The 26,946-nt window shown below is 66.9% G+C and carries 30 protein-coding genes; 11 read left to right on the forward strand and 19 right to left on the reverse strand.

What is annotated here, in order from left to right; all coding sequences use genetic code 11:
• Positions 1 to 35: 35 nt before the first annotated feature.
• Entirely contained in the window at positions 36 to 401 is a 366-nt protein-coding gene (locus CF15_RS07850; RefSeq protein ID WP_058371457.1) for a hypothetical protein, read from the reverse strand.
• A 163-nt stretch (positions 402 to 564) separates the two neighbouring features.
• Between CF15_RS07850 and CF15_RS08645 the strand changes: the two genes are divergently transcribed.
• Complete coding sequence (locus CF15_RS08645) at positions 565 to 738, forward strand: aCcr1 family cell cycle regulator (RefSeq protein WP_083494613.1); 174 nt, start codon at positions 565 to 567, stop codon at positions 736 to 738.
• 83 nt (positions 739 to 821) lie between these two features.
• Here CF15_RS08645 and CF15_RS07855 read toward each other — a convergent pair whose 3' ends face one another.
• From CF15_RS07855 to CF15_RS07865, 3 genes are all read right to left on the reverse strand, one after another.
• Positions 822 to 1,286 carry a PD-(D/E)XK nuclease family protein gene (locus tag CF15_RS07855; protein ID WP_058371458.1) on the reverse strand — a complete coding sequence of 155 codons (465 nt, stop codon included), beginning with the start codon at positions 1,284 to 1,286 and terminating at the stop codon, positions 822 to 824.
• 35 nt (positions 1,287 to 1,321) lie between these two features.
• Positions 1,322 to 1,711, reverse strand: a complete 390-nt coding sequence (locus CF15_RS07860; protein WP_058371459.1) for a hypothetical protein — start codon at positions 1,709 to 1,711, stop codon at positions 1,322 to 1,324.
• A gap of 198 nt (positions 1,712 to 1,909) precedes the next feature.
• The gene (locus CF15_RS07865; RefSeq protein WP_058371460.1) at positions 1,910 to 2,371 is read right to left on the reverse strand and encodes a universal stress protein; all 462 of its coding nucleotides are present in this window, start codon (positions 2,369 to 2,371) and stop codon (positions 1,910 to 1,912) included.
• Between the two features lie 84 nt (positions 2,372 to 2,455).
• Here CF15_RS07865 and CF15_RS07870 point away from each other — a divergent pair, with 84 nt between their 5' ends.
• On the forward strand, positions 2,456 to 3,418 hold the full coding sequence (locus CF15_RS07870; RefSeq protein WP_058371461.1) for a DHH family phosphoesterase: 963 nt from the start codon (positions 2,456 to 2,458) through the stop codon (positions 3,416 to 3,418).
• 53 nt (positions 3,419 to 3,471) lie between these two features.
• On the forward strand, positions 3,472 to 3,990 hold the full coding sequence (locus tag CF15_RS07875; protein WP_058371462.1) for a type 1 glutamine amidotransferase domain-containing protein: 519 nt from the start codon (positions 3,472 to 3,474) through the stop codon (positions 3,988 to 3,990).
• Positions 3,991 to 3,998: 8 nt separating this feature from the next.
• On the opposite strand, the gene CF15_RS07880 is transcribed toward CF15_RS07875, so the two are convergent.
• From CF15_RS07880 to CF15_RS07900, 5 genes are read right to left on the reverse strand one after another with little or no spacing between them, the layout of a single operon-like run.
• The gene (locus CF15_RS07880; protein WP_058371463.1) at positions 3,999 to 4,754 is read right to left on the reverse strand and encodes a hypothetical protein; all 756 of its coding nucleotides are present in this window, start codon (positions 4,752 to 4,754) and stop codon (positions 3,999 to 4,001) included.
• Positions 4,755 to 4,810: 56 nt separating this feature from the next.
• A complete protein-coding gene (locus CF15_RS07885) occupies positions 4,811 to 5,926 on the reverse strand; it encodes an ABC transporter ATP-binding protein (protein ID WP_058371464.1) in 1,116 nt (371 codons plus the stop codon).
• On the reverse strand, positions 5,927 to 6,874 hold the full coding sequence (locus tag CF15_RS07890; protein WP_201783117.1) for a carbohydrate ABC transporter permease: 948 nt from the start codon (positions 6,872 to 6,874) through the stop codon (positions 5,927 to 5,929).
• Between the two features lie 2 nt (positions 6,875 to 6,876).
• On the reverse strand, positions 6,877 to 7,815 hold the full coding sequence (locus CF15_RS07895) for a carbohydrate ABC transporter permease (protein ID WP_236698207.1): 939 nt from the start codon (positions 7,813 to 7,815) through the stop codon (positions 6,877 to 6,879).
• A gap of 23 nt (positions 7,816 to 7,838) precedes the next feature.
• Entirely contained in the window at positions 7,839 to 9,584 is a 1,746-nt protein-coding gene (locus tag CF15_RS07900; RefSeq protein ID WP_058371465.1) for an ABC transporter substrate-binding protein, read from the reverse strand.
• 180 nt (positions 9,585 to 9,764) lie between these two features.
• Between CF15_RS07900 and thrC the strand changes: the two genes are divergently transcribed.
• Positions 9,765 to 11,039, forward strand: a complete 1,275-nt coding sequence (gene thrC / locus CF15_RS07905) for a threonine synthase (RefSeq protein WP_236698208.1) — start codon at positions 9,765 to 9,767, stop codon at positions 11,037 to 11,039.
• On the opposite strand, the gene CF15_RS07910 is transcribed toward thrC, so the two are convergent.
• Positions 11,036 to 11,863, reverse strand: a complete 828-nt coding sequence (locus CF15_RS07910; protein WP_058371466.1) for a tRNA (adenine-N1)-methyltransferase — start codon at positions 11,861 to 11,863, stop codon at positions 11,036 to 11,038. The two genes, thrC and CF15_RS07910, sit on opposite strands and share 4 nt — an antisense overlap.
• A 327-nt stretch (positions 11,864 to 12,190) precedes the next feature.
• On the opposite strand from CF15_RS07910, the gene CF15_RS07915 reads away from it, so the two are divergent.
• The gene (locus CF15_RS07915; protein WP_058371467.1) at positions 12,191 to 12,589 is read left to right on the forward strand and encodes a hypothetical protein; all 399 of its coding nucleotides are present in this window, start codon (positions 12,191 to 12,193) and stop codon (positions 12,587 to 12,589) included.
• On the opposite strand, the gene CF15_RS07920 is transcribed toward CF15_RS07915, so the two are convergent.
• Positions 12,569 to 13,438 carry a M48 family metalloprotease gene (locus CF15_RS07920; RefSeq protein WP_058371468.1) on the reverse strand — a complete coding sequence of 290 codons (870 nt, stop codon included), beginning with the start codon at positions 13,436 to 13,438 and terminating at the stop codon, positions 12,569 to 12,571. The two genes, CF15_RS07915 and CF15_RS07920, sit on opposite strands and share 21 nt — an antisense overlap.
• Positions 13,439 to 13,560: 122 nt before the next feature.
• Here CF15_RS07920 and CF15_RS07925 point away from each other — a divergent pair, with 122 nt between their 5' ends.
• Positions 13,561 to 14,121, forward strand: coding sequence for a hypothetical protein (locus CF15_RS07925; protein WP_058371469.1), 561 nt, complete (start codon positions 13,561 to 13,563; stop codon positions 14,119 to 14,121).
• Here CF15_RS07925 and CF15_RS07930 read toward each other — a convergent pair.
• The gene (locus CF15_RS07930; RefSeq protein ID WP_058371470.1) at positions 14,118 to 14,972 is read right to left on the reverse strand and encodes a TIM barrel protein; all 855 of its coding nucleotides are present in this window, start codon (positions 14,970 to 14,972) and stop codon (positions 14,118 to 14,120) included. The genes CF15_RS07925 and CF15_RS07930 overlap by 4 nt on opposite strands.
• Positions 14,973 to 15,151: 179 nt before the next feature.
• Entirely contained in the window at positions 15,152 to 16,732 is a 1,581-nt protein-coding gene (gene mgtE / locus CF15_RS07935; protein ID WP_058371471.1) for a magnesium transporter, read from the reverse strand.
• 297 nt (positions 16,733 to 17,029) lie between these two features.
• Between mgtE and pyrH the strand changes: the two genes are divergently transcribed.
• Positions 17,030 to 17,710 carry a UMP kinase gene (pyrH, locus tag CF15_RS07940; protein WP_058371472.1) on the forward strand — a complete coding sequence of 227 codons (681 nt, stop codon included), beginning with the start codon at positions 17,030 to 17,032 and terminating at the stop codon, positions 17,708 to 17,710.
• A 381-nt stretch (positions 17,711 to 18,091) separates the two neighbouring features.
• On the opposite strand, the gene glmU is transcribed toward pyrH, so the two are convergent.
• Positions 18,092 to 19,417, reverse strand: a complete 1,326-nt coding sequence (glmU, locus tag CF15_RS07945) for a bifunctional sugar-1-phosphate nucleotidylyltransferase/acetyltransferase (RefSeq protein ID WP_058371473.1) — start codon at positions 19,415 to 19,417, stop codon at positions 18,092 to 18,094.
• Positions 19,418 to 19,497: 80 nt separating this feature from the next.
• Between glmU and CF15_RS07950 the strand changes: the two genes are divergently transcribed.
• Both CF15_RS07950 and CF15_RS07955 read left to right on the forward strand, forming a co-directional pair.
• Positions 19,498 to 19,731, forward strand: coding sequence for a hypothetical protein (locus CF15_RS07950; RefSeq protein WP_058371474.1), 234 nt, complete (start codon positions 19,498 to 19,500; stop codon positions 19,729 to 19,731).
• Positions 19,686 to 20,339, forward strand: a complete 654-nt coding sequence (locus tag CF15_RS07955; protein WP_201783118.1) for a hypothetical protein — start codon at positions 19,686 to 19,688, stop codon at positions 20,337 to 20,339. The genes CF15_RS07950 and CF15_RS07955 overlap by 46 nt, the downstream gene beginning before the upstream one ends.
• Here the strand turns inward: CF15_RS07955 and CF15_RS07960 are convergent.
• On the reverse strand, positions 20,317 to 20,979 hold the full coding sequence (locus tag CF15_RS07960; RefSeq protein WP_058371475.1) for a hypothetical protein: 663 nt from the start codon (positions 20,977 to 20,979) through the stop codon (positions 20,317 to 20,319). The genes CF15_RS07955 and CF15_RS07960 overlap by 23 nt on opposite strands.
• 125 nt (positions 20,980 to 21,104) lie before the next feature.
• On the opposite strand from CF15_RS07960, the gene CF15_RS07965 reads away from it, so the two are divergent.
• Positions 21,105 to 21,785, forward strand: coding sequence for a Snf7 family protein (locus CF15_RS07965; RefSeq protein WP_058371476.1), 681 nt, complete (start codon positions 21,105 to 21,107; stop codon positions 21,783 to 21,785).
• Between the two features lie 82 nt (positions 21,786 to 21,867).
• Here the strand turns inward: CF15_RS07965 and CF15_RS07970 are convergent, their stop codons facing one another.
• The 3 genes from CF15_RS07970 to CF15_RS07980 all read right to left on the reverse strand — a co-directional run bounded on the left by CF15_RS07970 (position 21,868) and on the right by CF15_RS07980 (position 23,425).
• The gene (locus CF15_RS07970; protein WP_058371477.1) at positions 21,868 to 22,854 is read right to left on the reverse strand and encodes an ArsA family ATPase; all 987 of its coding nucleotides are present in this window, start codon (positions 22,852 to 22,854) and stop codon (positions 21,868 to 21,870) included.
• 4 nt (positions 22,855 to 22,858) lie between these two features.
• Positions 22,859 to 23,152 (reverse strand): DUF7990 family protein, encoded by a 294-nt coding sequence (locus CF15_RS07975; protein ID WP_058371478.1) that lies wholly within the window; start codon positions 23,150 to 23,152, stop codon positions 22,859 to 22,861.
• A gap of 87 nt (positions 23,153 to 23,239) precedes the next feature.
• Positions 23,240 to 23,425 carry a hypothetical protein gene (locus CF15_RS07980; protein WP_168371370.1) on the reverse strand — a complete coding sequence of 62 codons (186 nt, stop codon included), beginning with the start codon at positions 23,423 to 23,425 and terminating at the stop codon, positions 23,240 to 23,242.
• 40 nt (positions 23,426 to 23,465) lie between these two features.
• Here CF15_RS07980 and CF15_RS07985 point away from each other — a divergent pair, with 40 nt between their 5' ends.
• Positions 23,466 to 24,839, forward strand: coding sequence for a M20 family metallopeptidase (locus CF15_RS07985; protein ID WP_236698209.1), 1,374 nt, complete (start codon positions 23,466 to 23,468; stop codon positions 24,837 to 24,839).
• Between the two features lie 58 nt (positions 24,840 to 24,897).
• Here the strand turns inward: CF15_RS07985 and CF15_RS07990 are convergent, their stop codons facing one another.
• On the reverse strand, positions 24,898 to 26,904 hold the full coding sequence (locus tag CF15_RS07990; protein ID WP_058371480.1) for an MMPL family transporter: 2,007 nt from the start codon (positions 26,902 to 26,904) through the stop codon (positions 24,898 to 24,900).
• Between the last annotated feature and the right edge of the window lie 42 nt (positions 26,905 to 26,946).

The following is a 26,946-nucleotide window of genomic DNA, read 5'->3' on the forward strand; positions in this document are numbered from 1 at the left end:
GCAGCGCGGGTGAACGTGAACCGGTAGGCAGGGCCTTAGGGGCTCACTATCTCCGCGTCCACGGGTATGAGGTGCTCCTCCACGGTGTCCTCTAGTTTAGAGACGCGGCGCTTGAGGCCGTGTATGCTGCTGTTCAGCCTGTAGAGCTCGCCCTCCACGTAGGCCCGGTACTCCTGGAACTCGCGGCGCAGCTCCTCAAGCTCGTGGAGCACCTGGAGGAGCGCCTGTGTCGTCTCCTCCTGCTGGCGGCGCCTCTTCTCCTCCTTCTCGCGGCGGTACCTCTCCAGCCCCTCCCGTATCATCATCTTTATCAAGTCCGTTATCTGTATCCCCATCTCGCTGGCATACTCCTTTAGCTCGCTGTAGACAGCCTCCGGCAGTGACAGATGTACTGTCGGCACTGTCTCGGCCCACGTATACTCGGTACAAGAGCCCTCTATTTAAGCCGAACGCGCCGTGTCCGGCTCTTGTGAGAGTTCTCTAGTAATACTCTCCACGGTAATCTTCTACTAGAGGCTTCCCCATACTAGGAGAAGCCTGGTGGGGGTTGGGGGCGGTCCCAGGATGCGTGTCGTGACCTTCAAGGTGGATGAGGAGCTGCTCGAGAAGCTGGATAGCTTTGCACGGCTGAAGGGCGTGACCCGGAGCGAAGTGATAAGGAAGGCGATAGAGCTGTACCTGAGGCTTGAGGACTACAAGGTGCAGCCGCAGCCCAAGATAGTGAAGCTGATGAGCTAGCGCCGCGGAGCAGCCGGGCTACTCCACGTGCCCCACAACTCTTTTTGGAGGCCCATCAAGCCTCTCCTCCGAGGGGCATCCCCCTAGGCCCCGGAGGCCGAGGGGTAGCGGGCCCCGTACTCGCAGCTCCTGCATGGCGGCCTTCGGGGCCTGGGTGGCGGGCTCTGGGAGGCCAGCCGGTCCGCCACGCCGGGGAGGATCTTCTCCTCGAACCAGGAGGCCAGCTCCCAGGGGTCCAGCCTCTCCCTCAGCGCAGTGGCGCCGGTGGCGTCGCGGACGAGGAGCACGGCCTCCTCCACGGGCCAGCGCTCGGAGAGGATCCAGGCGTAGGCTGCGAGCTGCGCCCTGGCGGCCCAGTAGCCGCGGCCCCTGCGGAGCATCGCCCGGGGCCTAGAGGTGGTCTTCACCTCGACCACCCGCAGCCCCGCGGGGCTCCACTCGAGGGCGTCGGGCACGCCTATCACCGTGTAGCCCCGGCTCCTCGGCCTGCGGGCCATGAGGGGCCACTCCTCCCTCCAGTAGTACTCGACGGGGTCCTCGGCCTCCATGTAGCGGTGGAGCTGCCTCTCGTAGGCCGCGGGGTCTATGAGCCCCAGGACCGGGATGACCCCTCGCGGTGGAGCCTCTGCATCTCCCCCGCGCCGCCCCTGGCCAGCCTCTTCGCCAGCACTGCGCCCCCCAGCGCCTCCCGAGCAACCTCCTCCAGGTCCTCGCCGTGGAGGAGCCTCCCGCGTATGATCCCGGCGAAGCTGTCCTTAGCCAGCTCAGCCGACCAGAGGATGGCTAGGCCCCTCCAGGCCTCCTCCGCTAGATCCCCGGGGCTCAGCCAGCCTGCGTTGAAGAGGCTTGTAGCATGCCAGGCCTTCAGGCTGCACCAGTACCAGGAGCCTATACTGCTAGCCGCCACCACCGGGGGCCCGCGGCTCCGGGCGAGCCTCCCCACCAGCACGAGCACCCTGTCGAGGCATATCAAGCCTCAGCCCAGGCTCGGCCTCTAGCCCCTCCCAGGGGTAGTAGTCTCTACGCCCCAGAAAGGGGGAGGGAGGCCCCGGGCCTCAGGCAGCCACCGGGGGCCGTGCCGGAGGCCTGGGGCCGCGGCTAGGGGGAGGGCTGCGAGGAGAACATGGGCTGGGCTAGCCGCGGGGCTGGAGGCAGGGCAGGGGCTCGGGGGCTACTTCTCCTTCTTGAGGCTTGATGTCTCTACCACTAGGACGTCCACCTTATGGCTTATGGACACTACCTTGTTGGAGACGCTGCCCATTATTAGCCTCCTAAGCCCGCTTAGGCCGCGGCGGCCGACCACTATCAGGTCGCAGTCATTGCTCTCGGCGAAACTTACAAGCTCGTCAGCGGGGTCGCCTATCAGTAGCACGGGCTCCACGTCCTCGAGGCCGGACGTCTCCTTTATCTCCTTGACGAGTTTCTCGAGGCTCTGCCTGGCTGGCTGCACCAGCTCCTCCACGACGGGCTGCTCCGGGATCACCATCTCGCCGAGGAACACCGCGGGCGGAGGCACCACGGTGGCTACGCGGAGCCTGGCGCCCAGCAGCTTGGCCAGCTTCACCGCCTTGTCCACGGCTAGCCGGCTGGCCGGGCTCCCGTCATAGCCCACCACTATGCACGTGTAGACCAAGCCCCTACACCATCATCCCTATAGGCGATAGGGGTTAAACAAGGCTATCCTCCGGGCACCCCTTAGCACCTTGGGGCGTACTGGTTGGCTGGCCTGGAGGAGGCGTGGCGGCTGCTCGACTCAGCGCGCAGGGTCCACGTGGTGAGCCATATAGACCTTGACGGCCTCGCCGCGGCTGCGCTGCTGCTACGCTGGGCCCGGCGCCGCGGGCTCGAGGCGGTCCACAGCGTTGCTGGCGCCCGGGGCCTCTACCGGGTCCTCCGCCGCGGGCTCCAGGAGGCGGCGGGGAGGCCCGGCACCCTGGTGGTCGTCGCCGACCTGTCCCCGAGAAGCCGCTCCGAGGCGGAGGCGGTGGCGGCGCTGCTCCGCTGGGGCCAGAGGCTGGCCTGGATAGACCACCATGAATGGCCCCCGGGCGCCCGGGAGGCGCTTGAGCGTGCTGGGGCTGTGGTGGTTCACGACCGGTCCCACGTGACGGCTGAGATAGCGTGCTGCGTCGCCCGCTGCGGCGGCGAGGACCTGGAGCTCGTGGAGATAGCCAGGGCCGATGACAGCTGCTCCGAGGACCCCCGCGGCCTGGCGGAGCGGTGGAGGCTCGTCCTCCGCCATCTGGACTGGGAGGGCCTCCGGAGGGCGGCGGAGGCGCTGGCGGAGGGCGACCTGTGGCCCGACTGGGCTAGGAGGATCTACGAGGCCGAGGCGCCCCGCTACTACGAGGAGATAAGGAGGAGCACCAGGGTGGACCGCTACGAGATCAGCGGCGTCCGGGTGGCGGTCGTCACTCCCCCGCCCAGGGCAAGTGGCTGCGACGTCCAGCGCCTGGGCCTCGTCCCCGGCCCTGGGGAGGTCGATGTCGCCGTGATCCTCTACCCCCGGGGGCTCAGCATAAGGACCTGGGGGAAACTGAGGGCCGACTGCATCGCCTCCAGGCTGGGCGGCGGAGGCCACAGCCACGTGGCGGGTGCCCCGAGGCCGAGCACCAGCATGGGCCCGGCCCAGGTGGCGAGGATGGTGGCCAACGCGGCCGCCGGGTGCAGGGGCCTTTGAAACGCTGAAATAGAGCCGGGGGCCTCGGCGAGCCTACCTCGGGGGCCTGGGCCTTGGCTAGGCGGATACTGTTCCTAGTCGGCCCCGAGTTCGAGGATATCGAGCTCTACTACCCGCTCTACAGGCTCCAGGAGGAGGGCTATGAGACCCTGGTCGCGGGGCCCAGCCGGGACACCCTGCCGGGGAAGAGGGGGTATAGCGTCAAGCCCGACCTGGTCTTCGAGGAGGTGGACCCCCGCGAGTACGTGGGCCTCGTCCTCCCCGGCGGTAGGGGCCCCGAGAGGATAAGGAACAACGAGCACGTGAAGAGGATAGCTAGGAGCTTCTTCGAGGACGAGAGGCCGGTCGCGGCCATATGCCACGGGCCGCAGATACTCATCAGCGCCGGCGTGCTCCGCGGCCGCCGGGCCACGAGCTACCCCGGGATAAAGGACGACGTGATAAACGCTGGCGCCGAGTGGCTGGACCAGCCCGTGGTGGTTGACGGAAACCTCGTCACCGCCAGGGTGCCGCCCGACATGCCTGCCTGGATGAGGGAGTACATCCGGCTGCTGAAGTCCCGGGGCTACTAGCGGCCTGGTCACGGGCCGCAGCGCCGCAGGGCCAGCAGGGCCCCGGCGCCCGCCAGCGCCAGGCCGGCGGCGAGGATGGCGAGGCCCCGGGCCTCGAGCTTCCCCGGCGGGTTCTCCTCTAGCCTCGCAAGCGCCTTGTCAGCCTCCTGCAGCGCTCCCAGGGCCTGGGCCAGGTCGCGCTCCAGCCTATCCGGCGGCAGCTCCTCGACGATCCTGCTCAGGGTGGCGAGGTACTTCTCCGCCTGCCGGTCCAGGCCCTGGAGAGCCTCTATGATCTTGGCCGCCTTGGCGGTGTCCTCCTGGGCCTCCGCCATGAGGGCTGCTAGGAGCCCGGCGGCCTGCGTGTCGAGCCCCAGCTTGGACCTCAGCAGCACGGCTAGAATGGGGTTCCCGGCGAGCCCGGCCAGCATCTTCATGGTCTTGTTGTACCAGCTGCTATGGGTCAGGTTGTAGAACTCCTCTATCGTCGCGGCAGCCTGAGACGCGTTGCCGAGAACCCGCCGGTAATCCTCGAGGGCGGCCCTGACCCGGGGGAGCTGGCGCGCGAGCTCCCGGTAGCCCTCGAGCAGCCCGCTCTGGTTGAGCTCCCGGAGTACGGCCTGGTACCTCTCTAGGAGGCCGCGGTACTCCACCGCCTCCTGGTAGAGGTGCTTGTAGCTGCCGGCGGCGTAGTGGTATAGGAGCAGCCCGGCTACCGCTAGCACAACCCCGGCGCCGATGGCCGCGCCGGCTAGGAGGCATGAGTAAGGCCTTCCCGTGGCCATCCCGGCGCCCTCTCTCCGGCCTGTGCCGGGAGATGTGTCCTGTGCGAGAGGCGGGGCTAGTCTAGGGACCGCCTGGCCTCCTCAGCGAGGTAGGCGAGGTTGAGCTCCGTCTCGGGGTCGAACAGCATAACCTTTTCCCTCGGCACGACCACGTAGAGTTTTTCCCCGGCCTCCGGCCTCACGTTCGGCGGTGTCACAACCTTCAGGGGGACCCCGGCGGCCGTCAGCGTCACGATGTTCTCCTTGCCGAGCGGCTCGACCACGTAGACCTCAGCCATGATGCTCAGCGTGTCCTTCACCGGTTCCTGGCTGAGCCTAGCATGCTCTGGCCGGAACGCCACCACTACCTCTCTCAGCCCCCTCTTCGCCATCACCCTGGAGTAGTCCTCCCTGGGCGTGAACCATGAGCCCGCGACCTCAACCCTGCCCTCTTCGGCCTTGCCTGGGAGTATGTTGGCGGGGGGAGAGCCGATGAACCCGGCCACGAACAAGTTGCGCGGCGCATTGTAGACCTCGTCGGGGCTCCCCACCTGCTGCACCCTGCCCCGGTTAAGCACAACTATCATGTCGGCCATGCTCATGGCCTCCGACTGGTCGTGGGTAACGTATATCGCTGTTATCCCCAGGCTCCTCTGCAGCCTCTTCAGCTCCGCCCTTATGCGGAGCCGCAGCAGGGCATCTAGGTTGCTGAGGGGCTCGTCTAGGAGCAGGACCTCAGGCTCCTTGACAAGCGCCCGGGCGAGGGCGACCCTCTGCTGCTGGCCCCCGCTCAGCTGCCCCGGGTACCGGTCGAGAAGCTCCTCTATATGGAGGAGCTTAGCGACCTCATGCACCTTAGCGTCTATCTTCTCCCGGGGGAGCTTGCGCAGCCTCAACGGGAAGGCTATGTTATCATACACGGTCATGTGTGGGTAGAGCGCATAGTTCTGGAACACCAGGCCCACGTTGCGCTCCTTCGGCGGCAGGTCGGTCACATCCCGGTCCCCGAAGAATATGCGGCCGCTCGTCGGCTTGTAGATCCCGGCTATCAGGTAGAGTAGCGTCGACTTCCCCGCGCCGCTCGGCGCCAACAGCGCGGAGAATCTTCCGTCGGGGAAGATCAGCGACACGTTATCTACCGCCACTACCCGGCCAAACTTCTTTGTCACGTTCTCGAGCCGGACCTCCACCATTCAGCCTTTCACCCCGCCGCTGGCAGCTTCGAGGAGGAGCCTCTGGGTGATGATGAAGAAGACTATGGTGGGTAGCAGGTAGAGAGTGCCCGCGGCTGCCGCCACGGGCAGGTAGGCTGTCTCTATGTTACCCACCACCTCTTCTATAAAGGTAGCGAGCGTCTTGATGCCCCCGGTGTAGAGGAACACGTGCACGTATATCAGGTCTTCCCAGCCCGCTAGGAAGGCGAAGATGGAGAGGGCTGCTATCCCCGGCTTGACCTGGGGCAGCACTATCTGCCAGAAGGCGCGGAGCCGGGAGGCCCCGTCCACAAGGGCGCTCCACTCGACCTCCCAGGGTATCTTGTCGAAGAACCCCTTCATCAGCCATATGCTCATGGGTATCTCCAGGGCCGCCCGGGCCAGGATGGTGTAGAGGAAGCGGTACCCCGTAACCGCGTCCCTTGGCACAGCCCCGAGGCTCCAGACGTAGATGGCGTAGACCGCTATGATAAGCGCCACTCCCGGGAAAGCGTGCAGCAGGATTATGAGCTCCATGAGCCTGCGCCTCCCCGGGAACCTCATCCTGGAGAACGCGTAGCCCGCCATGACGCTCGCCGCGACAACCACGGCGGTGACGCCGAGCGCCACTATGAAGGTGTTGAGCACTATCGCTGCAAGGTAGCGGGCCGTGTAGAGCCTGCCGGCGGCGGGCTCCAGCCGGCCCTCAAGGAGGAGCCTCCAGTTATCGAGGCTGTAGCGGGCGGTGAATATGTCGGGGCCCGAGAGCATGTGGTCGGCGAAGCTCGAGAGCACGAGGAGCAGGTAGAGCAGCACCAGGGGGAGGGTGGCCAGGCCCACCGCCAGGCCCAGCACCAGGGTGAGGCGGCGCCTGGGCAGGGTCTCCACATCCCTGAGCTGGGACCACTCGGCCCCGCTCCTCCGCAGCCTGGGGAGGCGGAGCTGCACGGCTAGATCTCACCCCGCGGCTCCTGCATCATCCTCTGGAAGCCTAGCAGCCGGAGCGCGGCCAGGCCGAGCACCACGCCCAAGGCCACGAGCAGGGTGGAGGCAGCGGCCGCTAGGCCCTGGTCGCCGGTGGAGAACGCAGTGTTGAACACGTAGAGGGCCCATGTGCTCCCCCACCACCTGTCCAGGGCACCCCACTCCACCAGCAGGAATATGTGGGCGTAGGTTGTGACGAGGCTGAGCAGCTGCCAGATGGTAACGTACACCAGGTGCCAGCGGAGCTGGGGAACCAGTATGTGCCTAACCAGCTGCCAGGTGGAGGCCCCGTCCACCCTCGCGGCTATGATGTGTTCCCTGGGTATGCTGCGGAGCGCGCTGTAGAACACCACCATGCCGAAGCTCACGCCCACCAGGCCGTTGACGAGGACCAGTATGGCCCAGTCGCTGTAGGGGAGCAGCGCGGGGTTGGTGCCCCAGTCCACAGGCTTGTCTATAACGCCTAGCCGGAGGAGGATGCTGTTGAGCGTCCCGGTGCGGTCACCGAGGAAGAAGTAGTACCATATCAGCGAGTACACTGCTATAGGCGTCATGCGGGGAAGCATCCAGGCGAGCCTCGTCGGCAGGGAGATGCTCTCCTCCATTAGGAAGGCCGCCAGAGCCAGGGCGAGGCCGCCCAGCACGTTGACCAGGAGCGTGAGCGAGACGAACACTATGGTTGTGCGTATGATCTTGCCAACGTCCGGGTCGTGGAGGAGCAGGTGGAGGAGCCTCTCGTAGTTGTAGGTAGTGACGCTTCCGAGGTAGCGGTGCAGGTTCCAATCCCTAAGAGGCGTGAACCCGATGTAGATGGAGAGCATGAGGGGGGCTATGTAGAACACGGCTATGAGGAAGAGGGCGGGCATGAGGAAAAACGCTGCCGGGCCGAGCCTAGGCCTGGGCACAGCTTCACACCCCTAGGGGGATGCTAGGGGAAGCTCCAGTCCCTCGGGATCTCGCCGACAATCTCCACCGTCTTGGAGAGCTCGGGGTCCGCCTTGATCTTCGATATTATGTAGTTCACGGCCTCCTCGGGGGTCATCTCGCCCCGGAGCACCTTGTCCACGGCGCTGGCGAATATGTCGGCCAGCCTCGGGTAGTCGGGGTGCATCGGGGTCAGGTGGGTGTACTTCAGCATATTGCTCGCGTTGGCGAGGAACGCCACGTTTATGTCGTTGACGGTAGCCTTGACTATATCGGCTATGGAGTTCTTCACCTCGGGGCTCAGGTCTACCTGCAGCTTGGCCAGCTTCTCCACCCACGCCTTGTCTGCTATCAGCTCGGCCGCTGCCTTCCTCACCGGCAGGTGGGCGCTTATGATGCTGTGTATCGCCACCAGGTCAGGGTCGTCAGCCTTGACTACCAGGAGGAACGCCAGCATGTGGTACACGTCCTTGAGCTCGCTGTACCTGGGGTTGTCCTTGCCCGCGTTGCTCGCTATCATCCAGACGAAGGGCTGGCTAAGGGTCACCGGCTTATCACCGGGGTCGCCGGCTGCGAAGAGGGTATAGTAGAAGTACTTCTTCACCTCCTCGGTGGTCAGCGGCCTCTTCTCGCCGGTCTTCGGGTCCAGGTAGTAGGGCTTAGTCTGCCACTCCGTCCAGTGCCAGGTGCCGCCTATCCACACCAGCGTCTGGCCGCTGACCACCGCGGGGTGTATCTGCTTGGCCCAGTCCCAGCTCATCATGTCCTCCGGCAGCAGGTGGTCGCGAGCCATCCGCCACTCGACGTAGAGCCACTTGTAGACGGCCGGCACGTCGAGGACCAGCATGTTCTTCTCGGGGTCGTAGAGCCTGCCCCCGAAGGCGTAGATGAACTGTATTAGGTCTGGGTGGGCGCTGCCCTTACGGTGCAGCACACCCCACTTGCTGCACCCGCTCTCCACCGCCAGCTTGGCGTAGCGGTAGATGTCGTGCCAGGTTACCTCGCCCCTCTCTATCTTCTCCGCGAGGCCGGCGAGTATGTCGTTGCCGGTCTTCTCCTTGATGCATGCTGCTACGTCGGTGCGCCAGTAGAGGGGCCTAGCCTCGGTGTCCTGCGGCAGGCCGTAGTACCTGCCCTTGTACTGGACGGCTGCGAGCAGGCTGGGGTAGAAGTCGCCTAGGAGGCTCTTGTACTTCTCCAGGTAGGGGGTTATGTCGAGCAGGTAGCCCTGCTCGGCGAACCTCGCTATGTGCTTGTAGCTGTTAGCCATTATGTCGGGGTTGGCGTTGCTCTGGAAGGCTGCGGCGAAGTCCTCTGCCAGCTTGTCCCCGCCGCCGCGGCGGAAGTTCTGCTTAACCTCTATCCTGAAGTCTACGCCGTTCTTCTCTAGTATCTTGTTGAGCCTGTACGCGGCCTCGGCGACGGCGAGGGTCCTCATCACGCTGTTGGGGTCGCCGGCGCCCCAGACGGTGAAGGTGGCCTTGTGTATGCCCTGAGCCGCTAGGTAGCGGCCTATAGCTACTATGTCCTCCTCGATGTTGCCGGTGAGTGTTGGCTTGGAGGGCTTGGCCTGGCCTGCCGTTGCTGCTGGGGAGGATGCGGCGGCTGTAGTCGTGGTGGCCGCGGTGGCCGGCGGCGCTGTGGTGGTTGCCGCGGGCTTGCCTCCACGCTGGAGGGTTATGGCGGCTGCTATAGCTATGATAACTATTATTACGACCGCGGCGGCTATGAGGCCTGTGCGCTGAGCCATGGCACCACCACTCCTCCTGGGCACGTGAAAACCTCTTCAATTATTTACTATATACTGCGTAACAGTTGTTAGCTAAAAGTCTTGCCATTATAGGATGCTGCGGTCTATTGCGGGGGCTTGGTGGGCGTGGAGAGGGATTAGCCGCTATGCTTATATCGCGGCCCCGGGTTAGCCGTGGGCTTGGCGTGGGAGATTGGATACGAGGCGGGCGATGCGCTTGGATTCGAGAATGAAGTAGAGCTGCAGTGCGTGGCGTGCGGCGCCAGGTACCCGCCGCACCCGAGGCTGGTCCGCTGCCCCCGCTGCGGCGGCCTCCTCGATGTCAAGGTCGAGCCCGCGAGGCCTCCATCCTGGAGGCTCTGGGAGCAGCGGAGGCCCGGGGTCTGGAGGTACCGGGAGCTTCTGCCGGCGGTAAGCGGCGTCAAGCCCGTGAGCATCGGCGAGGGGGCTACCCCGCTGGTGGAGCTCGAGAACATAGGGAGGATGCTGGGCTTCCGGAGGCTCTACGCTAAGAACGAGGGCCAGAACCCGACGGGGAGCTTCAAGGACCGCGGCATGACCGTGGCGGTGACGCTGGCTAAGGCGGCCGGCGCCAGGGCTCTCGTGGTGGCGAGCACGGGCAACACTGCTGCAAGCGTCTCCGCCTACGGCGCCAGGGCGGGGCTCCGGAGGATAGTGGTGGTGCCCCGCGGGAAGACGGCGCTGGGCAAGCTGGCTCAGAGCGTGCTCTACGGCGCCGATATAGTGGAGATAGAGGGGAGCTTCGACGACGCGCTGAGGGCCGTGATGGAGGCGGTGGGGAGGGATGCGAGGCTCTACCCTCTGAACAGCTTCAACCCCTGGAGGCTGGAGGGCCAGAAGACCCTCGCCTACGAGGTTGTCGAGGCGCTTGGAGGGGAGCCGCCCGACTGGGTGGTGGTCCCAGTGGGCAACGCGGGCAACATATCCGCTATATGGAAGGGGTTCCGGGAGCTCCACCGCCACGGGCTGATAGACAGGCTGCCGAGGATGGCGGGGGTGCAGGCTGAGGGCGCGGCGCCGCTAGCCAGGGCCTGGAGGAAGGGGCTGAACGAGCCGCTCTTCGTAGACAAGCCGGAGACGAGGGCGACAGCGATAAGGATAGGGCACCCGGTCAACTGGCCCAAGGCTATGAGGGCAGTGCGGGAGAGCAACGGCGTCTTCACGATGGTGAGTGATAGGGAGATACTCCGGGCCCAGGCGATGCTGGCGAGGCTGGAGGGCGTCGCCGTGGAGCCTGCCAGCGCGGCGAGCCTGGCGGGCCTCATAAAGCTCGTCGAGGAGGGGGTCATATCAAGCGACGAGACAGTGGTGATAGTGCTGACGGGCCACGGGCTGAAGGACCCCCAGGCTATGCTGGAGGCGGGGGCCAGGAGGTACGTGGCGGCCGGCGTGGAGGACGCGGTGAAGCTGGTCACCAGCCTGGCCGGCGGCTAGCCCCTATTTCTATCCCCTACCTGAGCCGGCCTCTCCTCCACCCTCCTCGCGTAGACGAGGTAGCCCGTGTGGGCTATCATAGTCGTCTTCGGCCTGAGCGCGTCGCCCCGGGGCTCGTACTCGCGGAGCAGGACCTCGTAGACCCGGGTCTCCGCCCAGCCGCCGCGGAGATCCATCGCGGATAGGAGCCTCGAGACCTGGTTGACCGCCGGGAGGAAGAAGACGGCGCCGGCGCCGGGGCGGAGGGCGCGGTGTAGCACCGGTAGCACCGCCCAGGGGTCGGGCATGTCCACCACGGCCGCGTCCAGCCCCTCCTCGTCCACCCCCAGCCTCGCGTCCCGGTGCTTCAGCTCCACGCGGTCCAGAAGCCCCACCGTCTCCAGGTTCTTTCTGGCGGTCTCCAGCATGTCGCTGCGGACCTCGTAGCTGTAGACCCTGCCGGTGGCTCCCACAGCCTGAGCGAGGACTATTGTAGTGTAGCCGCTGCCCACCCCTATCTCGAGCACCCGGGCCCCCGGCTTGAGGTCGAGCAGCATGAGTATGAGGCCGTGGTCCTTCGGGTATATCACCTGGCTCCTCCTGCGCAGCCCCCTTTCCATGTAGTCGACCAGCCGGGGCTGGAGCACCAGCGCCAGGGCCCCGCTGCTCAGCCTCACCCAGGAGCCGTAGCGGAGCCCCACCAGGTCGTCGTGCCTCACCACGCCCCGGTCGCTGCCCTGCACCCTGCCCCTCTCGACCCGGAACAGGAACCTCCTCCTCTCATCCAGGACGAGGAGCACTGGGCAGCCCTCGCACACCACGTCGCGGCAGCACTCGCCCCCCACGGGGATGCACTCCCCGGGGGAGGGCCGCGGGGCTGTAGAGCCCGCCTATAACGATGTCACGCCGCAGCCCCCGGCCGCCTGGAGGCTATCAGGCTATAGGGCTCCGGGCCCCGGGTAGCCCCCGGGGACGTGATGAACGCGCCGGAAGCGAACCCCGGGCCGAGGCGCCACCACGGCGGCGCTGATGGCGTAAGCCGGGTTGGCTGAGGCCCTCCTCCCCGGAGCTCTCGCAGCTGGAGAAGAGGCGGCGGTGATACATGGTTCTCTACAGCCCCCTAAGCCCCTAGCCCTCCCGCGCGCCTAGTCCCTCCCAGCGGTGAGCTGGCCGTGAGCCTCGGCGTCGAGAAGACCGCCTGCCACAGCCTCGCCCAGGCCGGGCTCCCCCTCGACGGGGCGGCGGAGGCCGCGTGCATACTAGCCTCCAGCGCCGAGGCCGCCGAGATGGAGGGCGACGTGTGGCTCCGGCTGGGCGAGGAGCTCGTAGCGGAGAGGTTCACCGGCCTGGTCTGCGTAGAGTATGAGAGCGGCCACAGCCTCGGCCTGGCGGTGGTCGACGGGGTGGTCTTCGGAGCCCACCTGGCGGACCCGGGGGAGGGCCACGCCTGGGGCGAGGCAGCGCTCGACACTGCTGAGGGGCTCTGGGGCCCCGCCCTCGTGCGCCGCCTCCCCCTCAGCCTGGGGGAGCTGGAGAACCTCACCCCGCGGCTACAGCAGCCCCCGGCCTAGCCAGGCAAGCCTCTCCATGAGGTATAGGCGGTGCCCCGGCCTCGGGTGAGGGTTGACCAGGAAGACCACCCCGGGGCCCCTCCTGGGCCTCAGGCCCAGGAGCGCGTCGAGGTAGGCCCGGGCCACCACTGGCTCCTCTGGAAGCGCGCCCGTCATCCGGTAGAGGGCTGAGATGCTCCAGGCCCCCGCCGCCCGGAGCGAGTATATGTCAGCCAGGTGCTCCCAGGCCCAGCTGAAGCTCACCCACGCCAGCCCCGCCGCCAGCAGCATAGCCGCCGCCTCGGCGGCCCCCAGAGGCCCCGCCCCGGCCAGCCTCATAGCGGCCGCTACCAGCCAGGAGGCGAGGAGGGCCACGAGGCCGGCGAGCACCAGCGGGGGGAGGGGCCGAAGGGCCTCCAGGTGCCCAGCCTCGTGTGCCACCACGGCCCCCGCCTCCTCCGGCCTCAGCCTCTCGTAGAGGCCCCTCGACACGTAGATCCTCCCCAGGGCCGCCACGGTGAAGGCTGTGGGCAGGCCGGAGGATAGCAGGAAGACCCTGTAGAGCCGGCCGCCAACCCTGTAGACGAGGCTGCCCAGCGTCCTCCTGCCAAGCCTCCAGCTGATAGCCAGGTACACAAGGCCCAGGGCCGGCCCAACCATGGCCGCCGCCAGGGGGTCGACACCGCCACCCCCCGCGGCCATGAGCGCCCCCGCCGCCAGCGCGGCGGCCATGAGCGCGCGGAGCCTGGCCCACGCCTTCTCGGGGTCGCCGCGGAGCACCAGCACGTATAGCCCGGGGAGGGCTGTGGCGAGCACGATGCCGGCGTAGAACGCCGCCCCCGGCAGGGAGGCGTGAGAAGCCCCCGTCATGGCTGATACTCCCGCTGAGGCCTCCTCCCATCCCCCGGCGTGGACGCCCGGGGGCCTCTATAGTGGCTGCGGCCCAGCCCCCGGCAGCGGGTGAAACCCCTAATAGCCCTCGGCATAGCCCCTTGAGGCGGCAGGGTGAGGCCCTCTCTAGGCGGTGGGGCGCCGTGGCGAGCGAGGGAGCCGGCAGGCTCGAGCAGCGGCTAGAGCGGCTGCTGGCGTCCCTGGACAGGATGAAGAAGCTCCTAGAGGACATAGCCCTGGACGAGATGAGTGAGGCAAGGGCCTATGGCGACCTGGCGAGGCTCTGCCACGACGAGGACAGTAGGTGGAACCTCCTCCTAATAGCCATGGATAGCATCGTGCACAAGGAGATAGCCTGGGCGCTGATACGCGCAGCAAGCGAGATAGAGGTTACGGTGAAGGAGGTGCTGAGCTACAAGCCCAGGCCAGAGGACATGGGCAGGCTCCTCGGCCTCCTGGAGGCGCACGCTACCATAGAGGACCTGGCCCGCAGCAACTATGAGGGCATAGTGCCGCTGGCCGAGCCGGGCACAACGCTCCGGAAGCTCGCCGAGCTGCTCACCGAGGAGGAGGCGAAGCACCAGAGGCTGGTAGCGTCCGCCCTCCAGAGGCTCCAGAGGCTGGTAGAGGAGGGCAGGGGGGCCGGGGAGGCCAGGGGCTAGATGTAGCCCTCCTCGACGCACATCTTCTTCATTACAAGCGCGTCCTGGTCTAGCAGGGGGCTCTCGGAGATCACCACGCCCTCTATCCCGGTCTCCTTGTAGGCCCTGCAGACTATCCTCCACTCCGGCCCGTACTCGGTCTCGCTCAGCGTGTGGTGCTCCCTCTCGCCGCCCCGCCCGTACTCTATCCTGCTGAAGTGGGTGTGGAGGGGCTTCACAGCCCAGCTTCCAAGCTCCCTCTCTATCCTCTCTATAACCTCTATGACGTGGTCCAGGCTGGTTATGTACTTGCCCTCGCTCCTGGCGTATAGGTGGGCCCAGTCGACGGCCGGCCTGCTGAACTCTACCTCCCTGCATATCTCTATCACGTCGTCCAGGCTCCCCACCTGGCTTGTCTTGCCAGTCGTCTCGGGGGCTAGCCACACCCCCCGGATACCCTCCTGCTTCATCCACTCGACGAGGGGCCGGAGGCTCTCGATGGTCTTGCGGAGCGCATCCCTCGGGCTAGGATTGTCCCGGTAGTAGCCAGGGTGGTAGACGACCGCGTAGGCGCCCATCCAGCTCGCCGCCCTCACAGCAGCCCTAAGCCTCTCAATACTCTTCCTTATGGTCTCCTCGCTGCCAGCGAGGTTTATGTAGTAGGGTGCGTGCATGGACAGTGTTGTCCCGTACTTCTCTGCCGCCTCCCGTATAGCCCTCGCCTTCTTCTCGCTGATCCGTACCCCGCGCACCGCCTCGTACTCTATAGCCTCGAGCCCCTCCTTGGCCACGTACTCTATGGCCTTCACGTAGTCCCCGCTCTTCATGCCCACAGGCTTGCCGGCTGGCCCAAACCTCATCCTACGGCTCATCCCGGCGACCCTCCACCCCAGGGGCTCCCACAGGGCTGGTTGAAGAGGCCCGCGGCAGGGAGGCCCTGCGCGGGTCAGCAGAGGGCTCAGCGGGTCCACTCTCTGCATCCCCCGGGGGCAGGCCCCCCGGGGCTTGAGCCCGCCACACTCTTCACAGCCCTCTCTTCCCGCCTGCCCCTCTACCTCCCGAGTATAAGGTAGGATGCGAGACCCATGTAGATAACCGTGACCCCTATGTCGGTTATAGTGGTGAGCAGCGGTGACGACAAGGTTGCGGGGTCTATGCCCAGCCTCCTGGCCAGTATGGGGAGGCTTGCGCCTATAACATCGGCCATCATGATAACTATGAAGAGTGTGAGCGCTACTACTAGCGAGAGCTTCACCTCGCCCCCGCTCAGGAGGAGCGCGAAGACGAACCCCACGGCCGACATAGCTGCTCCTATGAGGGCTGCGGTGGCCACCTCCTTTAGGAGAACATATACTATGTCATGGCGGCTCTTCTCCGATATCTCCCCGAGGGCCAGCGCCCTGACTATCATCGAGCTGGCCTGGCTCCCGACGTTGCCGCCGGTATCCATCACCAGAGGTATGAAGGCTGCGAGCAGGGCTATGCGGCGTATAACGTCCTCGTAGCCCTTAATTATGTTGGCTGTCACGCTCTCCACGAGGAATATCATGAGGAGCCACAGTATGCGGCGGCGGAAGAGGTCAAGCACCCTGGCCTTCAGGTACCTCTCCTTCGGCGCCTCCACGCCTCCGAGCAGGGCTATGTCCTCCGCCGCCTCCTCGGTGAGCACGCCGGCCATGTCCTCTATGGTGATTAGCCCGAGGAACCTGCCCTCCTGGTCCACCACGGGGAGCCTGCTGATATCGTAGCGGAGCATTATCCTGGCAGCCTCCTCCCTGTCGGCCTCGGGTTCCACAGTTGCCCTCGGCTTCAGCGCCAGGCTCCCCAGCCTCTCCCCGGGGCCCGCGCGGAGGAGCTGGTCTACGGTGACCAGCCCGAGGAGCCTGCCCTGGCTGTCCACAACCACCACTGTGTCCCGCACATCGTGCTCCCCGCTCCGCAGCTCCTGGAGAGCCCGCTGCACGGTGTCGTCGGCCCGGAGCACCGGTACGCTGGTGGTCATCACGCCGCCAGCGGTGTCGGGGGGATAGCGGAGCAGCCTCTGCGCCTCCTCGCGGAGGGGCTCCGGGAGCCTCCCGAGGAGCTGGCGGCGCAGCTTCTCCGGGAGCTTCTGCAGCACATCCACCGTCTCGTCGGGCTCCAGGGCGGCCAGCGCCCTGGCGAGATGGTCGGGGTCCAGGCTCCCAGCTATCTCCTGCGCCGTGGCCTCGTCGGCCAGCAGCATTATCCTCGCGAGGCTGCTGTGGGAGAGCACGCGGTATATGCGGCGCCGGGCCTCCTCAGGGAGGCGGAGCAGCGCGTCCAGGAGATCCGGGGGGTCGAGATAGAGCTCCAGAAGGTTCACAAGCCCCGGCTTGTCCTCGAGAAACTCCGCCAGCAGCTCGGCGCCCTCGGGGCCCAGGTAGGCGGCCTCCACCCGTGCCTCGCCGCCGAGCTGCTCCCTGATCCGCTCAGCCAGCTCCCCGGGCTCAAGCCTCGCATCCACCATGAAGAGTATCCTCGCCCTCCCGTCCACCCTGTAGCCCAGGCTGGTAGCCACGTTGGCGCCTAGGCTGTGGAGGAGCCCGGATACCCTGGACAGCAGCCCAGGCCTATCCTGGGTCTCGACGAGCACCAGCAGCCTCCTAGTCACGGTCCCCGACCCCTCCTACCAGCGCCTGCCCCCTTCCCGGCAGCGGCCGGCGGCCCTGGGTAGGCCGCCGAGGACGCCCCCGACGCCGGAGACCATGGCGCCCGCGAGCCCCCTGGATACCAGCATGGCGCCGGCGGCGCCGCGAACAGCGCTAGCCTAGCCGGGATCCACGCCACGACGGCCAGCGCTACACCCAAGCGCTCCCCCTCGCCACCCTCACTAGCCCCGGGGCCGCAGGGCCGAGGTTAATGACTTAACTCGGCCCCCGGGCCGCCATGGACCCCAGGGAGCGCAGCCGTGGCGCCGACGGTGGTGGTGAAGATCAGCGGGAAGCACGTGAACCCGGAGAAGCCGGGCATGGTGCGGCGCTACGCCGAGGTGCTCCGGCTCCTCAGCCGGGAGGGCTACCGGCTCGCCGTAGTGGTGGGCGGGGGCCCCGTGGCCCGGGCCTACATAGCCGCGGCGGAGGAGGCTGGCGCCGGCAAGGCCTTCCAGGACATGCTGGGGATAGAGGCGGCGCGGCTGAACGCCCGGCTCCTCGCCGCCGTGCTGCAGCCGGAGGCCTACCCGGAGCCCCCGAGGAGCCTCTGGGAGGCGCTCGAGGCCGCGGCCACGGGGAGGATACTGGTCGCCGGGGGCTTCCAGCCCGGCCAGAGCACCGCGGGGGTGGCTGCGCTGCTGGCCGAGGCCCTCGGCGCCGAGCTGCTCGTGCTGGCCACGACAGTTGAAGGCGTCTACACCGCGGACCCGAGGAGGAGCCCCGAGGCCAGGCTCATACCCAGGCTGAGCTACGGGGAGCTGCGCCGGGTCCTCGAGCAGAGCCTTGAGCCCGGCCGCTACGAGCTCCTCGACCCCCTCGCCCTCTCCATAGTAGAGCGGAGCAGGATACCCGTCCGCGTGGTGGACGGCTCAGACCCCTGGAACGTGGCCAGAGCCGTCCGGGGCGAGCAGGTGGGGAGCCTCATAGAGGCCTCCTAGCGCACCCCGGCGCTACGTCAAACTGCTGACTAGAGGCTGCTGCGGAGAAGAGTGGTGCTGGGAACGGTACCTCCACCCTACTCTCCACAGGCCTCGACTGCATGAAGAAATGGGGAGGGGCGAGGGCGGCAGCCGGGGCACCCTCGGGGCCGCCGGGCGCGGCTACTATAGTGAACCCGGCGGCCCCATTAGTATGCTCTCACTTATCTGGTAGAAGCTCCCTCTTACTTATGCGTAACGCTCTAAGTTATAAGCTAAGTTTATATAAGAAAGTGGGGAGAGCAGGGAATAAGGGCGGGAACCCTCCATCTAGCTGAGGTTGTCGTAGTGTAGAGCTTCATGCAGCAATACTGCTCCCTAAGCCCTAGCCTCGGAGACCCCCTAGCTTTTTACCCGCCTGTCGAGGTGCCTCGGGCACTCTATCCTCCCCGCTAGGTCCTCTACCACGTACTCCTGGCCGCGTGGGGCCAGGAAGCTGCAGTCGGGCACGTCCCTCGAGACCACGGCGCCGGGGTAGATCCAGCTGTAGGCTCCCACCCTCACCCCGGGGAGGAGGGAGACGTTGACCCCGGTCTGCGCGTAGCCGCCTATGAAGGCGCCCAGCTTCCTCCTACCGGTGTCGACGCGGCGGCCCTTCAGCGTCATCTTTACAGTGGAGTGGTCGAAGCGCAGGTTGGCCGTGACCGTGCCGGCGCCGAGGTTGGCGTGCTCCCCCACCACGCTGTCGCCCACGTAGCTGAGGTGGGGGGCCTTAGCGCCTTCCATCAGAATGCTCGCCTTCACCTCCGTGTGGGCCCCTGCCCTGCTCCCCCGGAGGAGGAAGCTCCAGGGCCGGAGCCTCGCCAGGGGCCCCGCCTCGCCCTCGATCCAGGCGGGGCCCTCGACCACGGTGCCGCTCCGGACCACGGCCCCGGGCGCCACGTAGACGGGGCCGCGGAGCACGGCGCCGGGCTCGGCCTCCCCCTCCACCAGGGGCTCCCTCCTCGGGCCCATCCTCTCCCTGAACACCGCCTTGTAGGCTTCTATGACCTCCCAGGGCCTCCCCACGTCCATCCACAGCCAGTCCCCGGTGACGATCCTCACGCACTCCTCGGCCGCGAGGGCGGTGAGCGCGTCGGTGACCTCCAGCTCTCCCCGGGGGCTCGGCTTCAGCCCCCGGAGCAGCTCCTCGAGCCTCCCGCGGGGGAGGAGCATCACCCCCGTGCTGACCAGGCTCCCCGGCCTGGCGTCCGCGGGCTTCTCCCGGATCCCCCGCAGGCAGCCCCTCTCGTCGATGTCCACCACCCCGTACTCCCAGGACCTCTCGCTCGGCACGGCCGCGAGGGCGGGGGCGCCGGCCCCGGCCACAGCCTCGAGCAGGCCGCGGGAGACGAGGAGGTCCCCGTTGACCAGCAGCACCTCGTCGACGCCCCGTGGGAGGGCCTCAACCCCCACCCTGGCGGCGTCACCGGTGCCCCGCTGCTCCCGCTGCACAGCGTAGCTGGCGGCGAGCCCCTTCTCCTCCAGGTGCCTCCTCACCGCCTCACCCGCCCAGCCACCGGCCACGACAACCACTACGCCGTCTACGAGGCCCTGGAGCTGGCGTAGGAGGCGGCTGAGCAGCGTCTCCCCGCCAGGCAGGGGGAGCAGCGGCTTGGGCCTGGTGGAGGTGAGCGGCCAGAGCCTCTCCCCCCTCCCCGCCGCCAGGACGACGGCATACCGAGCCAAGGCCTCCCCCAGCCCCGCCCCCGGGGCGCCACGGTATTAGGGCCTGCCAGCCCCTCCCAGAGCCCGGGGGCCGGGGGGCCGTGGAGAGGGTGCTTGACTACGCCTACGTGGAGGAGCTTGCCCGGCGCCGGCGCCGCGAGGCCGCCCGCCTCTCCGCAGCGCTTCGGCAGCGGGGGGAGGCGCGCAGGGGCCGCAGGAGCCTCCAGGACAGCCTGCGCCTGGCCATGCTGGCGGTAGAGTCCTCCCAGCTGCTAGTGGAGGTGGTCGAGTGGGGGAGGGCAGGGGAGAGGCGGGTGCTGAGGCTGAGGAGCTAGCGGCGAGGCTCCTCGAGGAGCTGGCCGGGGAGCTGCTGCCCCGCCTTCGCCTCCAACGGGACGAGACGAGGCGCTTCCTCCTCCTCCTGGCCTGGCTCAACACGAGGCTGGAGGAGGAGGGGCTCGGCAGGATAATAGTGACAGGGGGCTTCGCGGCCGAGGTCTACACGGGCAGGGTCTACCGCACCATGGATGTGGACGTGATAGTGGAGGGCAGGGCGGCCCTCCTGGTCCTGGAGGCCCTCCTGCGCCGCGTGGCGGAGCCCCTGGCCAGGGGCTACCTGCCCCGCGACGAGGCGCTCGCGGTCAAGTCGGTAGACATCGTGTCGACGGTCTATAGCCGGCCCGCGCCCCCGGTGAAGCTGGTGGTGGACGGCTACCACGTCTACATCGAGCCGCCGGAGGAGATACTGGTACGCTACCTGGCCGGCTGGAAGCACTGGGGCTCTACGGAGGACCGGGACAAGGCCCTCTGGATCTACACCGTGTGGAGGGATAGGCTCGACTGGGGCTACCTCGTGAGGCGGGCCCGAGAGGAGGGCGTGGAGGATAAGCTGAGGGAGCTTGCCGGGCTCGTGGAGCGGGCTAGGAGCCGGCGAGAAGCCTAGCAGACCTCTTCACGGTCTCCAGCGCCTCCCGCAGCGTGTCGAGGCTGGGGGCCAGGGATACGTGGAGGGCTCGGCGCCCATCGTCGAGCGTGACCCGGCGCACGTCCACGCCCCTGGCGAGGAGCTCCTGGGCCAGCCTCTCCGCCTTGGATAACGCCTCCTCGCCGCTGTAGAGGGCCCGGTACCTCTTGCCGGCCAGCTCCAGCTCCCGCTCGCGGAGCCTCCCCCGCGACTCGGCGGTGTCGCGGGCCACGAGCCTCCTGGCCCACCGGTCTCCCGGGTCGTAGACGTGGGCCTCCCCGGGGAGCGGCGAGGCCAGGCGGAGGGTCACCTCCAGCCGGTCCCTCCGCCGCTGGAGGACTACCACCGGCAGGTAGAGGAAGACGTGGCTGGGCGGCATGGTGTAGAGGATCCAGGCCCTGCCGGCCCAGGGCCAGTCGAGCCGGTAGACGGCGCGGAACCCCACCAGGTAGCCTAGAAGGGTGTAGGTCTTATCCCTCGGCCGGAACACGTCCTCGAGTATGCCTACGACAGCCCTCATACGCATCAACATGCTCCGGCGGACCTGGAAGAACCAGACCACAGAGGCCGAAGAGAGCGCTATCAGCGTGTAGACTGCCAGCCACCCGGCCGGGCCCACTGGCGGGCCACCGCGGCCCCGGCGCCCGCGGACCCCCTCTTATAAGACATGAGGCCCGGTGCCACCGGGGCGCCGGGCTTACCCGGTTACTGGGGGCTAGAAGCTATCAACCGGCGCTGAGAGCCATGGCTAGGGTAGAGGACTTCGCAAAGGCCTGGAACCCGCAGCCCAAGGGCCCCGGCGTCATAGAGAGGATTAAGAACACGATAAACCCCCCGCCCCCCATGAGGCACAAGCTCGCCCTAGCGCTGTACAAGCTGCGCGTGCAGAACAACAAGCTGGAGTACATCATAGCTAAGATGAAGGAGCGGGACCAGGCGCTGTTCGAGAAGGTGGTCCAGGCACAGATGGAGAAGGACACCACTAGGGCAGCGATGTACGCCGGCGAGGTAGCAGAGCTGAGGAAGATGATAAAGAGCCTGCTGGTCGCCAAGTACGCCATAGAGAGGGTGGCCCTGAGGCTAGAGACTGTCATGACTATGGGCGACGTGCTGGTGGGCCTGGCCCCAGTGGTGGGCGTGATAAGGGACCTGCGCCGCCACCTCACCGGCCTGGTGCCGGAGATAGGCCTGGAGATGGCCGAGATAGGCGAGATGCTCGAGGGCGTGGTGACAGAGGCAGGAGAGTTCACCAGCTTCACGGGCGCGCCCACGGTGTACAGCGAGGAGGCCAAGAAGATAATGGAGGAGGCTGCGGCCGTAGCCGAGCAGAGGATGCGGGCCGAGTTCCCGGAGCTGCCCAGCGCCTTTCCCAGCCCCACCCAGCAGGGCAGCCAGAACCGGAACCAGGACGGTGGCACCAAGTAAGCCACTCCAGCCCCCGGGGGCCCGGGGCGCCGCGGGGGCCCGGGCAAGGATTTTTGCTGCCCATTCTACCCGCGCCGGCCTCCTACCCGCTGCAGCCCCGCCTTACCTCGAGGATGTAGTCGCCGAGCTTCTCCACGTCCCCGAGGCTGCTGGGCGCTCTCCCCATGTGGGCTACCAGCGCCATGCTTGGCGGCGGGTCCGCCCGGCACCTTGCCTCCTCCAGGCGGCTGAGGCTCCTCTCCTCCACCTCCGAGAAGCCTAGGCCCCGGGCCCGCTCCCCCAGCACCCTATTGGCCACGATCATCTTGAGCGCTATGCCCAGGCTGGCGAGCTTCCCGGCTATCACCTCCACCTCGTAGACTGGGAGGGGCTCCGGCGTCGCCACAGCTACCACGCTGGTGCGGGCGGGGTCGGTCATCTCCCTCCGGAGCGCCTCGTAGCGCCCCCTCAGCTCCTCCAGCTTCTTCAGCACCGGGTCGTCGGCCTCCACGGGCCTACCCATGGCGTTTGCTATAGCGTATTTTATGGAGACTATCTTCTCCCGCAGCTCCCTCAGCCTCTCAACCCAGAAGAGGTGGAGCCCCGGGAGCGAGACCACGCGCAGCGCTATGCCGGTGGGCGGGGTGTCCACTATGACGATGTCCACGTCCCGGCGCTGATAGAGCTGGCTCAGTATCCGGAGGAAGACCTCCTCCTCGAAACCCGGCGCCTCCCGGATAACCTCCACAGCCCTCTCGATGCTCAGCGCCTGCAGCCCCGGCATGAGCCTGCGGAGGAGCATCGAGTACTCCTCCGCAACCTTCCTCGCAACCCCCTCGACCTCGTACTGGACCGCCCTAAGCCCAGGGGCCTTCTCCACCTCCCGGAGCGGCCCGGGGAGCCTGAGGTACTCGAGCAAGTGGCCGGCCGGGTCCAGGCTCGCCACAAGCACCCGGCGGCCCTGCCTGGACAGCTCGTAGGCCAGCCGTAGCCCTACAGTGGTCTTCCCCACCCCGCCCTTACCCATAACCATTACCACGTGGGGGAGCCTCCAGCCCTCCGTATCGAGGCCCTCCACCAGCCAGGGCAAGGCTCTACCACTCACCCCCCATCCTGCTGAACAGGTCGGCTATCGCGTCGGCGCCGCGCCAGGTCCTCTCGAAGAGTATGCGCGTCTCCCCCTCAAGCAGGGGAGCCAGCTCGGCGGCGACCCCCATGGGGGCCAGAGGGAGGCCTACGAGGCTGCCGAGAACGAGGCTTAGGAAGGCGTGCTCGAGCTCCAGCAGCTCGAGCTCAAGGACCTCCACGCTCTGCTCGATTAGGGCCTCCTGCATCCCGGTTATGAATGCTTTAGCCTCGCCCAGGAGCCTGCGGAGGAATCTTAGCAAGCCGCATCCCCTAGGAGACAGGGGTACGCCGAGAGGGGAGGAAAAAGGGGGAGTGGGTAGGCTCCCCCAGCCGCCGGGATGTACTGGCTAGGCTCTCCTCGCAGCGGCCTCGACCGCCGCCTTCCTGGCCCTCTGCAGCCCCACCACGTAGAGGTAGATCAGCAGGAAGTCGGCGGCCAGCGATACCAGCACCATGCTGCCGGCGCCAACCTTCTGTATCCACGGGTAATGCGGCAGCACCGCCGCAGTCCACCATATAAGGGCGGCCGTCACAGTTATCCACAGGAACCAGGCAGGCGCTTGTATCAGCAAGTTGGTCCTGGCATCCCGCTTCCTCAGCACGGCGTATACCCACAGCGCGCTGGTGAGCAGCGCCAGGGCCGCGCAGCAGAGCCTCGGACATATTACCGCCGGCGCCCGCGGCCCTAGGGACTTCCCGGCGGCGCCTGCAAGGGTGACCCCCGGGGTGCCTGAGAACAGCTACGTGGTGTACCTCCTCCAGCGCCTCATAGCCGTGCCCACGGTGAATCCTCCCGGCGAGCACTACGCGGAGATGGCCGGGCTTCTCCGCGAGGAGCTGGAGGCCCTGGGGCTCGAGACCCGGGTGGTCCGCGTCCCGGACGAGGTGGTGGAGAAGCATTACCCCTGGGCCAGGGGCTACCCCCGCTTCATAGTGCTGGCCAGGCTGGGCGAGGGCAGGCCTGTGCTGCACCTCAACGGCCACTACGACGTGGTGCCGCCGGGGCAGGGGTGGGCCAGGGACCCCTTCAACCCGGTGGTCGAGAACGGGAGGGTCTACGGCCGCGGCGCCACGGACATGAAGGGCGGGATAGCGGCTGTAATAGCAGCTATCCGGGGCCTCGTCGAGGAGGGCTGGAGGCCCCGGCGGGGCAGCATAGAGCTGAGCTTCACCCCCGACGAGGAGACCGGGGGAGAGACCGGCGTGAAATACATGCTCGACGAGGGCCTGACGCTCCCGGACTACGCCCTGGTGGCTGAGCCGAGCACCACGTCGAGGATATGGATAGGCAGCCGGGGCGCGGTCTGGATGAACGTCCACGTCTACGGCAGGCAGGCCCACGGCTCAACCCCCTGGCTCGGCCTCAACGCCTTCGAGGCAATGGTGGAGATAGCCTACAGGCTTATCCATGGCTACAAGCCCAGGCTGGCGGAGAGGAGAACAGACCTGCCCATGGACGATCCCAGGGCGGCGCACCCGACGATCACGATCGGAGGGGAGATCGAGGGGGGAGCCAAGACCAATGTCGTGCCCGGCTACTACCGGTTCAGCATAGACCGCCGCCTCATACCCGGCGAGGACCCCGACGAGGTGGAGAGGGAACTACGGGACTTCATCATGGAGTCCGCGGCGCCGCTTCTCGAGAAGGGCTACCGGGTAGAGGTCGAGACCACGGGGAAGGCGCCGGCAACCTGGATACCCCCGGACAACCCCTTCGTGGAGACCGTGGCGGAGGCTGTCCGGGAGGCGCTGGGCCTGGAGCCCCTCCGCACCATCTGCACTGGCGGCCTCGACACCAGGTACTTCCAGCAGCGCGGAATCCCCGCCGTGACCTACGGGCCCGGGGCCCCCGGGGCAGCGCACAAGCCGGACGAGTACGTGCCCCTGGAGGAGCTCGAGAACGCTGTGAAGGTGTACAGGGCCCTTATACGCAGAATACTGGGCTAGCAGGCCCCCGGGAAGGAGAAAAGGGAAGGAGAAAAAGCGGAGGCAGGGCCCCGCTGCCCTAGTGCTCTATCCTCTTCTTCATCCCCCACGGCCACCACGCGGCCCTGCCCAGCAGCGATATAGCCAGCGGCGTCAGCAGGTAGGACGCCATCAGCCCCGCCAGGAGCACCGTCGAGGCCAGCGTAAAGCCCATCTCCCTCATACCAGTGTTGCTTGCGGTCATCATCGAGGCGTAGGCGACTGTTACCACCAGCGAGAGGCCTATTATGAAGAGGCTCACCGCGCCCGCCGCCCTAGCCACCGACTTCTTGGGGTCGCAGCCGGTTAGGTGGCACTCCTCGAGCGCCCTCGCCAGGAAGAAGCTGTTATAGTCCATGCCTACGCCGAGCACAGCCATCATAGCCACTATGTTGAGGAACCATAGCACGGGCTTCCCGAGCAGGTCCTGGAAAAGCAGTATGCTCGCCGCTATCCCCATAACCGCGGCGCCTATTATCACCGTGAGCGCTACTACTGCAGCCACGAGGCTGCCGAACACCACTGTGAAGACTAGTATCATTAGCAGCGCCGCCGCGGGGAGGATGCGGTGGTAGTACAGCTTGTGGAGAAGCTCATCCATCTCCAGTACGCCGTAGGGCGCGCCGCCCACGTAGACGGTGAAGCCGTGGCTGCTGGCGTAGCTGTGGGCCACCCGGTGTATCTCCTCCACCGCTTCCTGGCCCTCCCGGCTGTAGGGGTCCACGCCGAGTATGACCTGGATAACCGCCACCCTGCCGCCGCTGCTTGTGAGCCTCCTGCCGCCGCTGCGCGCTGCCTCCCCGATGCTGACCTTCACTCCGTGGGGCCTGGTGGGGGCTAGGACCTTGTAGACGCCGGGCACCTCCGCTATCTTGTCCACCAGTCCATCCAGCATAGCAGCGGTAGAGTTGTCCTCCCACACGCTGTGGGGGAGCACCGCGGCCACGTAGACCGGGTCCGTTATGCCTGGGGCGAACTCCTCGCTTAGCACGTTGAACGCCTGGAGGGCTGGCGCGCTCTCCGGCAGCATCAGCTTCATGTCATGGGTGCCCTTGAAGCTTACGTAGTAGTGGCCGGAAACGATTATCAGCAGGGCGAGGACCGCGAACAGGGGCGCCTCGTAGCGGGTCAGCAGCCTCATCACCCTGCTCTCGCGTCCCACGCGCCTCTCCCTGCTCGGCCTCCTCGGCCACCAGAACCAGCGGCGGCCGCCGAGCAGTGCTAGGAGGGCAGGCACCAGGGTCAGGCTGGCGGCGGCGACGGTTACCGGTATATTCTCGCCCATTCTGCGTAGGAAGCCTACCTCCCAGCCTAGCAGCAGGCTGCCAAAGCCTATGATCACGGTGAGCGCGCTGGCAACTATGGCGGGGCCGGCACGCCTGAGAGCCCTCCTAGCCGCCTCCCGGGCGTCCTCGAGCTTAGCGTACTCCTCGCGGAACCGGTGCACCAGGTAGGCGGCGTAGTCCGCGCCCAGGCCCAGCGCCGTGGTTATCATCAGCGCGTGGGTCTGGGAGTCGAGGCTCACTATCCCGTGGCTGGCCGCCAGGTAGATGATGGCGCCGCCGACCAGGAGGCCCAGGAAGATGCCTACATAGGGCAGTATGACGGCGAACACGCTCTCCAGGATGACCAGCAGCACTATGAAGGTGCCGATCCCGCTGAACCTGCTAGTCTTCTCGACATCCTCCCTCGCATACTTCTTCACCTGGCTCAGGAGCAGGTCGCTTCCACTAACATATACCTTGCCATGGGCTATATGCATGCTGTCCAGCAGCTCCTCGACTAGCCTCCCGGCAGCCTCGGTGTTGCCCGCCCTCTCGTCCTGCGTAGAGCCCAGCGGCTCGCCCATCACGGTGAAGGCGTGGTGGTCCCCGGATACTAGGAGGCCCTCACTACTCCTCAGCAGCTTCGGGTACACGCTGCCGAGCAGCAGCCTCTCCGCCAGCAGGCGTGCCGCCCCCACCACGCTCGTCTCGTTCCTAGCCGCCTCAACCGCTAGCCTGGCCAGCTCGCCCGGCAGCCAGCTCGGAGGCTTCAGCCCATCCACGCTGATCCTGCCTATGTTCTCCCTTACCCCTTTCTCCAGCAG

This window comes from Pyrodictium occultum (assembly GCF_001462395.1).
GTDB lineage: Archaea > Thermoproteota > Thermoprotei_A > Sulfolobales > Pyrodictiaceae > Pyrodictium > Pyrodictium occultum.